Origin of the sequence: Vibrio fujianensis (assembly GCF_002749895.1) — a bacterium.
Lineage (GTDB): Bacteria > Pseudomonadota > Gammaproteobacteria > Enterobacterales > Vibrionaceae > Vibrio > Vibrio fujianensis.
On record NZ_NBUS01000042.1, the window covers coordinates 100,742 to 105,220 of the forward strand.

The following is a 4,479-nucleotide window of genomic DNA, read 5'->3' on the forward strand; positions in this document are numbered from 1 at the left end:
GCTACTTCGATTAAGGTGTCGCTCGGTACAGTAGGGTTTAAGGTTTCCAATGCCGACATTAAACGCGCTTGTAGCGTGACTTGCTGATAGTTTTCACGTTCGGGAACGCCTGTGGCTGGATGAAGCGCGCCATCCGGCGCGATGTCATAGCCATTTTGGTATTGATAGCCTAGCTCTTTAAACCAATCGAGGCATTGTTGTTCTAGTTGGTCTTCAGTAATCATTCAGCCTTTATCCTTATTATTTATTCCATGCGCTCTTAATCAACCGTCCGGTTTGGTTATAAATGCCAACCTGCTCAATATAATGGTGGAAATCCCTATTTTCAGAGACGATGCGGTTTGCCGATTGCCAATCCCGAGCAGTAAACGTTTTGTCGGGGTTCGCCTTGAGCGTTTCGATAATCATTTCTACTCGGGTTGCCATTAGTCGACCTCGGCTAATTCTTGAGCTTGTCCTAACTCGATTTCGCCGGAAAGCAATTTAGGAAGTAGTGTATCGCGCAATGCCGCAAGCTCGATATTTTGTTGTTTATTGTTAGCTACGGTTCCGAAAAAAGATACAAACACACACTCTAGTTTTCTACATAGTTCTTCATTAGGAACAACAATCATCAAGCGCTCGAAGTCTCTTGGATAAATATGTGGCTGGGCTGCCCCGGTTTGCATATCGAAAATCTTTTTCTGGTTATACCTAAGAGCAACATACTGTAAGAAAAACATTGGCGTGGTTGATTGACTTATGTAAGAGCAATCCGAAGCCCAAATGTTTTCAAAATACAAATTTACATAGCCAGCATTTGCACCAGAAGCACTAATAGTTATAGCGGGCCCATCTACATTATGGGCATTGTGAAAATATGCTGGCTTTAACCCGCCAGCCACAACAGGGACATCACCGTCAACAATGGTTTTCTTGGTGATGTTTTTACCTTTAGTTATTTTCACCCACTCAGAAAATGGCTTAATTTCCCACCCCTCAGGAATCAAACCCAACTCAGACTCAACGAGCTTTTCGGGGAATAGCGAGGCAGTGGCCGCATCCATACCCTCTGGTTGCTCGCCATTCATCTTAGCTTTCACTGGGTCGAAGTCGACAAACCATGACTTGAAGATGGCTTGTGCCATTTGCTCTAGGGTTTGGTTGGTTTGTTGATTAACCGAAATCTTTCTATCTAACTTCTTAAGAACACCTGCTATTTCTTTTTGAACATCAAGCGGAGGTAAATTGAGTTCAAACTTTGAACAATCAGGTACTCGAATATGACTGACTACAGAGCCACTACCTTCATGCATGCTAAATTGGTGCTGAAGATCGCTAGACAGAAAACTATAAAGTAAAAAATGCGGGTCAAGCTTTGAACGATCCACTCTGTACTGCATGATTCTCTGACCAAGAAAAACAGTCTCGTCAAAATCAACAATACCGACTTCACCCATCGGAGCTTCACGAGTTAAGAGAACATCATCGCGTAAAACCTTTGCGCGTCGAGTCCATTTCTCATAAGTATCTTCTTCAACAAATCGACAATCATTTAAAGAGATTTTTCCACCCTTAACATTAGGAGTGCGAATCATCTTAAATGGTGTTTTATAATCTACTCTTGGCGCGGTTTTGTTTACACAATCAACGATCAACTCACAGACTTCTGAAATCTGAACTCTCGGCCAATTACAGCTCATAGCCCAACCCCGCTAGGTTCTTTTTGATCTCCGCTTCTAGCGTGGCCGACTCAGCAAACTGCGCGCTTAACTTAGCGGTTAGCGTTGCCATTTTTTCAGCAAATGGCACACCATCGTCCAGTTCTTCAGTCGCGCCAACGTAACGTCCCGGCGTGAGCACAAAATCGTGTTTTTTAATCTCTGCTAAGGTTGCGGATTTGCAAAAACCGGCTTGGTCTTGATACGTGACACCATTGACTTCTTCGCCTGTTTTCCAAGCATGGAACAGGTCAGCGACTTTCTGAATATCCTCTGGTCTAAAATCACGCAGTACCCGATCTTTCATATAACCAAGGTTACGCGCATCAATAAACAGCACCTCGCCTTTGCGGTCACGCAGCTTACGGCCCGCTTTATCGGTGCGCGCTTGTTTATTTTTGGTTAAAAACCAGATACAGGCCGGAATTTGCGTGTTGGTAAACAGTTGCCCCGGCAGTGCGACCATACACTCGACCAAATCATTCTCGACCAAGGCGGCGCGAATTTCGCCTTCGTTATTGGTGGATGAACTCATCGAACCATTAGCCAGCAGTAAAGCTTGCGAGCCATCCGGCGCAAGGTGGTAAAGCATATGCTGCATCCACGCGAAGTTGGCGTTGCCTGATGGTGGAGTGCCATATACCCAGCGCGGATCGTTATCATCGACACCGGTATTCCACTCTTTCATGTTGAAAGGTGGGTTAGCCATGATGAAGTCAGCTCGTAAATCAGGGTGCTGGTCGTTGGTATAGGTACTGGCTGGCTCCTTACCAAAATCGTAATCCAAGCCACGAATTGCCATATTCATCGCCGCCAGTTGCCATGTGGTGTAGTTGTATTCCTGACCGTAAATCGAGATTCTTTGTTTTTGCGTGAGCGGATCAATCTCTTTTTGGTTAGCACGACGTTCAATAAATTTCTCTGACTGGACAAAAAAACCGCCGGAACCCATTGCAGGGTCATAGACACGGCCTTCAAACGGTTCAATCATCTCCACAATCAAGCTAACGATAGAGGCAGGGGTATAGAACTGACCGCCTTTTTTGCCTTCAGCCAGGGCAAACTGACCTAAGAAGTATTCGTAAATATGACCAAGAATATCTTTGCTGTTCAGGGATTTATGATTAAACGGAATGGTTGCGATTAGGTTAATCAGCTCATTGAGTTTTGCTTGATCAATTTTTAGCGAGGCGTAGTGCTTGTTGAGCACACCTTTTAGCTTCTGGTTGTCGCGCTCAATCCCTTCCAGCGCATTATCAATCAGGTGACCAACCGAGGTGATCTTCTTGGTCTTACCATCAATAACCAAGTCCGCACCGCCAATCACACGAGGGCCATTGTCTTGCAGAAACTGCCAACGAGATTCAGTCGGTAACCAAAATATGTTTTTTTCTTGGTAGTAATCGCGCTGTTCCAGCTCAATCGCGATTTCTTGTTCCAGTTCTTCTGCCGTGTAACCTTCAGGGTCGAGGAAATACTCGTGCTCAGGGTTGGCAAAATCTTGTTTTAGCTCTTCTTGACGCAGGGTGAAGGCGTCAGACACATATTTAACGAAAATTAGCCCCAGCACGGCATGCTTGTATTGAGAGGCATCGAGTGAGGCACGGAGTTTGTCTGCGGCTGTCCAAAGCTTGCTTTCTAACGATTTGAGGAAGTGTTGCTCTTGTTCGTTCATTTAAGATTTCTTGAGGTGCAAAACATTGGCCTTATGATACCAGCCGAATCACAAAAATCATGAATTTATAATGAGGTTTAGTATGGTTTTATGAGATAGCAAACATAATCGTCGTTATGCCAGCCACTTGCCGATGCTCGGGTGAAATCGGCGACAAAGAAAAAAGCGTGAACAGGTTATAACCCGTTCACGCCTCTCAAATGTGGCACGCCCTACAGGATTCGAACCTGTGACCACATGCTTAGAAGGCACGTGCTCTATCCAACTGAGCTAAGGGCGCATTACAGGGTTGGCATTATACGAATTCACTAAGGTAAATCAACGGCTTTATGCGGTCTTGTGTGTTAAGTGCCTAAATTAAAAACAATAGCACACTCATTTTTTTGCCATGGCAAGTGAACGGATGATAAATCAAGCCCTTCCCTACCGCTCGATTGAGGATAAATTGGTTATTTTCTACCCACGCGCTAGCCGCTTGCTTAAAAGCCAAACAAAGCAAACGATTGCTTGTGGATATTTCCCTTGATCTTTGCGACAATTCGCGCAAAATTTTTGGCTACTAATGCGTAAGTAAGGAAAGTCATGACGGCTCAAAAAATTGATGGAAAGTTAATCTCCCAAACGGTACGTTCAGAAGTTGCGGCTCGTGTCAAAGCACGTACTGAAGCGGGACGACGAGCCCCAGGACTCGCCGTAGTATTGGTTGGAGAAGATCCAGCCTCTCAAGTGTATGTCGCCAGTAAACGTCGTGCCTGTGAGGAAGTCGGGTTTGTTTCTCAATCCTATGACCTTCCGGCAAACACCAGTGAAGCGGAGTTACTCGCAATAATTGATACCTTAAATGCCGATAGCACGATTGATGGCATTTTAGTGCAATTACCACTTCCTGCCGGAATTGATACCACACAAGTGCTGGAACGTATCTTGCCGGATAAAGACGTGGATGGCTTCCACCCCTATAATGTGGGCCGCTTAGCTCAGCGAATTCCGACCTTACGCTCATGTACCCCCAAGGGCATTATTACCCTGTTAGAGCGCTATAATATTCCTTTGCGGGGTAAGCATGCCGTGATCGTCGGGGCTTCAAATATTGTCGGTCGACCC

The 4,479-nt window shown here is 45.3% G+C and carries 5 protein-coding genes and 1 tRNA gene; 1 reads left to right on the plus strand and 5 read right to left on the minus strand.

Annotation, left to right across the window (positions count from 1 at the left end):
* From B7C60_RS18760 to B7C60_RS09350, 5 genes are all read right to left on the minus strand, one after another.
* On the minus strand, positions 1–224 hold a 224-nt coding region (locus tag B7C60_RS18760; protein WP_245869110.1), incomplete at its 3' end, for a type I restriction endonuclease.
* Positions 225–240: 16 nt separating this feature from the next.
* Complete coding sequence (locus B7C60_RS17230; RefSeq protein ID WP_216639321.1) at positions 241–426, minus strand: hypothetical protein; 186 nt, start codon at positions 424–426, stop codon at positions 241–243.
* Complete coding sequence (locus B7C60_RS09340) at positions 426–1,682, minus strand: restriction endonuclease subunit S (protein ID WP_099611416.1); 1,257 nt, start codon at positions 1,680–1,682, stop codon at positions 426–428. The genes B7C60_RS17230 and B7C60_RS09340 overlap by 1 nt, the downstream gene beginning before the upstream one ends.
* The gene (locus B7C60_RS09345) at positions 1,672–3,375 is read right to left on the minus strand and encodes a class I SAM-dependent DNA methyltransferase (protein ID WP_099611417.1); all 1,704 of its coding nucleotides are present in this window, start codon (positions 3,373–3,375) and stop codon (positions 1,672–1,674) included. The genes B7C60_RS09340 and B7C60_RS09345 overlap by 11 nt, the downstream gene beginning before the upstream one ends.
* A gap of 203 nt (positions 3,376–3,578) precedes the next feature.
* A tRNA-Arg gene (locus B7C60_RS09350) sits at positions 3,579–3,655 on the minus strand.
* 302 nt (positions 3,656–3,957) lie between these two features.
* Between B7C60_RS09350 and B7C60_RS18765 the strand changes: the two genes are divergently transcribed.
* The coding region (locus tag B7C60_RS18765; protein WP_281251692.1) for a tetrahydrofolate dehydrogenase/cyclohydrolase catalytic domain-containing protein at positions 3,958–4,479 on the plus strand (522 nt) is incomplete at its 3' end.

Excerpts from the sequence above, each read along its gene's own strand:
- B7C60_RS09345 (WP_099611417.1), bottom strand. The coding sequence starts at position 3,375 with ATGAACGAACAAGAGCAACACTTCCTCAAATCGTTAGAAAGCAAGCTT.
- B7C60_RS09340 (WP_099611416.1), bottom strand. The coding sequence starts at position 1,682 with ATGAGCTGTAATTGGCCGAGAGTTCAGATTTCAGAAGTCTGTGAGTTG.
- B7C60_RS17230 (WP_216639321.1), bottom strand. The coding sequence starts at position 426 with ATGGCAACCCGAGTAGAAATGATTATCGAAACGCTCAAGGCGAACCCC.